Source organism: Oleiphilus sp. HI0123 (assembly GCF_001635315.1).
Genome location: NZ_LWGE01001194.1, coordinates 1 through 5,383, shown reverse-complemented (window position 1 = coordinate 5,383; position 5,383 = coordinate 1). Strand labels below are relative to the sequence as shown.

Genomic DNA, 5,383 nt, shown 5'->3' with positions numbered 1-5,383 from the left:
TTCGCTTATAAAAAATAATACAAAGACAAAGCAATAGAGTTTTAGTTGTAGATTTTGGGTCGCCGAACAATTCGTTAATGGAACTTGAATAGGTAATTCCGCAGGTATGGGAAATCGGTTGAAAAAATTATTTTTTACAGTTTTGGCTGTAGCCTCAGTTGATGTAGTGGCTGAGCTTAAGCCCATTGCTGATGATGAGCTGAGTCAATACTCTGGCCAAGCCGCTGTTGCCTTTGATATTGATCAAATAGGCTCGAATAGCTATACCCGCGTTACATTGGGTATGGAATCAAAAATGCAGATGAACATTAATAATGTTGAGTTAGGTAAATACGAAAGAGATGGTGAGTTAGGCGCTGACTTCTCTGCTACTAACCTAGCATTTGGTTCTATATCTACTGATGCCGCTCAAGTTCAGCTAGATGGGCAAACTTACGCGGTAAACGATATTATTCCTTTTGAAGTAAATGATCCGTATTTCGAAATTGCCAAAGACGCTACCGATGAGCTTGTAGGCTTTCGTTTGGGCTTTGGTGAAGCTCGTGGTCAGCTTAGCGGTGACTTTGATAGTATTTCTGGTAACGTTGGCGCTACGATTACTGATTTCTTTGGCGATGATTACCAAGCATCGATGCTTAACTTAAGTGGCGATGTCGATAATACTCGTGCTAAGTATTTTGGTGTAGGTAATGATCAAAGTGGAGGTGCAACGGATTGTAATTCGGGTTTTTACTGTTATGACCTTGCAGACTATAAGACTCTTGATGTTGGGCAGAGAAACTCTACAACAGGTAATGTTGATTACACCAACGACTTTTTCATCTCTTTTCAGAAAGAAGACACCGACTGGTCAACGAGTGATGGTCAGATGACCACTGCTTCAGGTGTATTTATTAACATACCTACTTCTCTTCATATAGATATGAATACCGGCACTAATGCTAATGGTACTGAACGAGTTCGGGTGGAATATATCGACCGTGGTGTTGGTTTATTTAAGCCGTAAAATCTTTTCCTTTATTAATCTTACAGTTCTCGAAAAGCAAGCCTATAGAGTACAATATGAACCTTCTTAGATTAGGAGGTTCTAATGCAGTCCATCTTTTGGCACGACTACGAAACATTCGGCGCAGATACTCGCCGAGATAGGCCAAGTCAGTTTGCCGGTGTTAGAACCGATTTAGATTTAAATATCATCGAAGAGCCAACGACTTTTTACTGTCGCCCTTCAGAAGATGCTTTGCCTTCTCCAGAAGCTTGCTTAATTACTGGCATCACACCTCAATATGCACAAGAAAACGGTTTCTCTGAGGTCGAGTTTGCCAAGAAGGTAGAAGAGATTTTTTCAGTCCCGTCTACCTGTGTGGCTGGCTATAATAGTATTCGCTTTGATGATGAAATCACTCGAAACCTGTTTTATAGGAACTTTATAGACCCTTATGAGCGAGAGTGGAAAAACGGTAATTCACGCTGGGACTTAATCGATGTTGTGCGTTTAACTTACGCTCTTCGACCCGAAGGGATCAATTGGCCTTGTGATGACTCTGGAACGCCAAGCTTTAGGCTTGAGGTCTTAAGTCAAGCTAATGGTATTGAGCACTTGTCAGCACATGACGCGATGAGTGATGTTTATGCCACCATCGGCCTAGCTAAGCTAATCAAGTCAGCACAGCCACAATTGTTCGACTATGTTTTTAAAAATAGAGACAAGCATAAGGTACTAGAGTTACTCGAACCAAATAAGCTTAAACCGGTTTTTCATGTTTCTTCGAAATTTCCTGCAAGTAAAGGGTGTTGTGCGCTTATTGTGCCGCTATTTCAAGACTCCAAGAATAAAAATTCCTTTATCTGTTTTGATCTAAGGCAAGACCCTGCTTACTTGTTTGCGCTGAGCAATGAACAGATTCAGCGTCGGCTTTACATGCCTTCGGCGCAGCTTTCTGAGGGCGAAGAGCGGCCAGCAATCAAGGCGATTCATGTAAATAAATGCCCAATGGTTGTTCCTGCTGCAATGATAAAGACGATGTCTGCTGAACGACTTGAACGCTGGGAGCTGAATCTGGATTTGATGAGGTCACACTTAGAATGGATCAGAAATAACCCAATATTTGTTGAAAAAATTAAAGAAGTGTTCAGCCTGAGCTCCCCCGAGAGAAACGAAACAGACCCCGACTTGATGATATATAGCGGTGGTTTTTTCTCTACCCATGATAAAGCTGAGATGTCGCGCGTTAGGCAGGCCAGTGATATTGAGTTGGAGGAAGAGGAGTTTAGATTTCAGGATAGTCGTTTGCCGGAATTATTGTTTCGCTACAAAGCGCGAAACTTTCCTCAAACTTTGACGGAGGAAGAGCAGTCAAAGTGGGAGCGGTATTGTGCAAACAAATTGATGAGCGCCGATGGCGGGTACCTTACTTTTAAAGAGTTCTTCGATCGCATTCATGCAATATCTCAATCGGATATCGACTCTAAATCTCAGTCGGTGCTTGAAGATCTCCGGTTCTATGGTGAGTCTATCATTCCATATGCCTAGTAAAGAGCTTCAGATAGCGCGGGCTATCTGAAGCTAAATAAGCTTTTTCTAGAACTTGCTGAACCCTTGCCATTGTTCAGTAGAAAGATTCGTCATGCCCTCGGCGCTGTTAATTTCTGTCTTTTCTGGTTCTCTTGCCTGAGAGTTTTCAGAATTAGATTTTGCGACAACAGTAAGCACCCCGTTTTCGTCAGCAATAATGTTCTGAACTAGAGTGCTCATATCTTCTAAGGTAAGAGAGTTCACTTCTTTAGCTAATTGTTCTTTGGTGTCGAAGTCTACATTTTTTATATCAATGTCTTTCCAAAACCTATTGGAGCGTGAATAAAGGGTGTTGTCTTGCTTTAGTAGGTTTGCAACAACCGAGCTCTTGTGCTTGTTCAAGTCAGCTTTGCTTGTTGACCTAACTGTCTCTAAGCTTGTATGAATGAACGCCTTGGTTTCCTTATAAAGCTCTTGGCCTGTGTTACTAGGGGACTGAACAATGAACGCTATAGCCGGTACTTCAAGCAACTCAAAATTGGTTGCGAATACGATGTAACCCATTTGTTTTTGAGTGCGGACTTGGTTGTAGTAATCACTAGAGAGTATTTGAGTGAGTAGTAAGTACTTAGCACGTTCTTTGTGACTAGTAGTTTTTCCTTGTACATAGTGAACAAAGCCGGTATCACTGTGCTCGGTGTCGAGCGTGTTGAGCCAAGGAGTCTTAGGTGGTATGCGGCGAATTTTGGCGCGGCTGACCTCGGTCTTAGTTGCCTTATCAAGTAATATGCTTTGAATTAATTGTGCATTATTGAGTGTTGATGCACGCGATAGGTTTCCGCTACTCAACACTGCTATATCTAGTTGAGACAGAAAGTCTTCACGAAACTGATTAATATCTTCTAGTTTTATATCTCTAAGTGCGCTCAGACGTTCTTCTTCATTCCAAGAAGGAGCAATAACTACGTTCTGAGCTTTGGAAATAGCTTGCTGAAATGGCTTCTTATCTTTTGCGTTTGATAGGCTTCTAGACAAGCGTTCTTTCATTATAGAGAAACGAGAGGGAGAAAACTCTGCATATTTAACGGTGTTAAGTAACTTGCTTAGAAGTTGGGCCTGTCTATCGCTGTACCCGCTGATTTTGATGGTTACACCACGCATATGCTTGTATAGCTCGTAATGAAGGCCTGCAAGATAGGCAGGGTAGCTATATTCATTAAGCGAGTCAGTTAGAAGTTTTACTAAAAGATCTGTCATATTTAGCGTTGCCGCAGACTTAAGCGCTTCAGGGGAGCGTATGGTAAGGAATAAGTTTGATTTAGGCGTGCCAAAGCTAGTGTCAGTGTGATGCCATACTTCTAAGCCAAGTTGTTTGAGCAGAAGCTCTGGCTTTTCAGTATTCATCGTTTTAACTATTGATATGTTTTCCGGAATAAAAATGTTTTTTTCTGGCAGGCTTAGCCTATTGTCCTGCTTAGGTTTGATGAGTTTATCCAGAAGGTTCTGATCCAGTTCTTGAATGTTATAGGGTGCGTCGTACCAGTCAGTAAACCGTTTTCCAACAACTGCTTTAGCGCTAACCGCAACAAACATATTCTTGGGATTAAGATGGCTTAAGTATGTTTTGTATAACTCGTGATCGAACTGCTTGAGCGAGTAGGGCTTGATAAGAATATCTTCTGCTGAAGTAAACTGGAGCGCCCTTGATAGCTTGCTCGTGAAATGAATGGGTTCACTTTTCTCTTGATAGTTAAAAGCAATATCTAACATGGTTTTTTGTTCGTCAAAGTAAAGCTTTTTCAGGCCTTCTTTACGTAGAAGGTCAATATAACTATGAATGGTCTCTAGAATTCGTTCCTGGTTGTCAAAGCCAAACTGAGTCAAGCTCATGCGGATAACAAACAGTTCTTTGACTCTAGTATCAAACTCTGCACCGGCCGATAGTGAGTCGACTAGGTTTTCATTTTTTAATGCCGACAATAGGCTGCCTTTACCCTCATGGCCAATCAGGTTTGATAGGTAGGATACAGGCTTTGAGTCTTGGTGAAGGCTTGATGATGGTATGGGGAATGCGAGCATCATTGATCGCTTGTCCATTATCGATTGCGCTTCAACTTTTACAGGTAGGAAATCTTCTGCGAAGAAATCTTGCGATATGTCGGTAAACTCGACGTTGCTGTTTGGAATGTTACTGAACTTGGCTAGTGTCCACTTTTTAAGTGTTGAAAGAGGCTCTTTCCCCAAAATTACCAAAGTCATTTGATTCGCAGAGTAATTCTTTTGATAAAACTCTAATAAAGTGTCGCGTAACTTTTCTTCGCCTTTGTCACTCAGGGTTTCAAGGTTTCCAACAGAAAAGCGGCTATAGGGGTGATCGTCGGCTAATACTGCTTTTATTACAGAATAAAAGCGTCGTCCATCATCCTTGACTTTGGATGTGTATTCGGAATGAACAGCGTTAACTTCACGCTCGACATACTCGGCGTTAAAAAGCGGGTGAGTGAACTGCTCAGAAAAGCGTTCAAGCGCCGCTTCTAGGAATTCGGGTCGGATATCAAAGAAATAGTTTGTATTTTCAGGTGAAGTATATGCATTGTGTGAGCCGCCATGTTGAGTGATATATTTCTGATAAGCATCAGGCTCAGGGAATTTTTCAGTGCCAAGGAAGAGCATATGTTCAAGAAAGTGGGCCAAGCCCGGATATTCAAGAGGGTCACTTGCGCTGCCAATATTAACGTCTAGAGACGCAGAAGATTTATCGGTATTTGGGTCGGAAACCAGCAAGACTCGAAGTTTGTTTTCTAGTACTAAGTAATCGTAGTGCCGGCTATCATTAGGGCTTTTTTCTATAGAAAGGGAGGCGTTAAC

At 41.8% G+C, this 5,383-nt stretch carries 3 protein-coding genes; 2 read left to right on the top strand and 1 reads right to left on the bottom strand.

Translation table 11 applies throughout. The features are described from left to right. Nucleotides 1-118 precede the first annotated feature (118 nt). Together A3761_RS13310 and sbcB are read left to right on the top strand one after the other, a co-directional pair. On the top strand, nt 119-1,006 hold the full coding sequence (locus A3761_RS13310; protein WP_156490548.1) for a DUF6160 family protein: 888 nt from the start codon (nt 119-121) through the stop codon (nt 1,004-1,006). 84 nt (nt 1,007-1,090) lie between these two features. Further along, on the top strand, nt 1,091-2,533 hold the full coding sequence (sbcB, locus tag A3761_RS13305; protein WP_068738991.1) for an exodeoxyribonuclease I: 1,443 nt from the start codon (nt 1,091-1,093) through the stop codon (nt 2,531-2,533). Nucleotides 2,534-2,581: 48 nt separating this feature from the next. Here the strand turns inward: sbcB and A3761_RS13300 are convergent. Beyond that, on the bottom strand, nt 2,582-5,383 hold a 2,802-nt coding region (locus A3761_RS13300; protein WP_068750333.1), incomplete at its 5' end, for an insulinase family protein.

What these genes read in the sequence shown, in the direction of transcription:
- sbcB (WP_068738991.1), top strand. Translation starts at nt 1,091, where the DNA reads ATGCAGTCCATCTTTTGGCACGACTACGAAACATTCGGCGCAGATACT.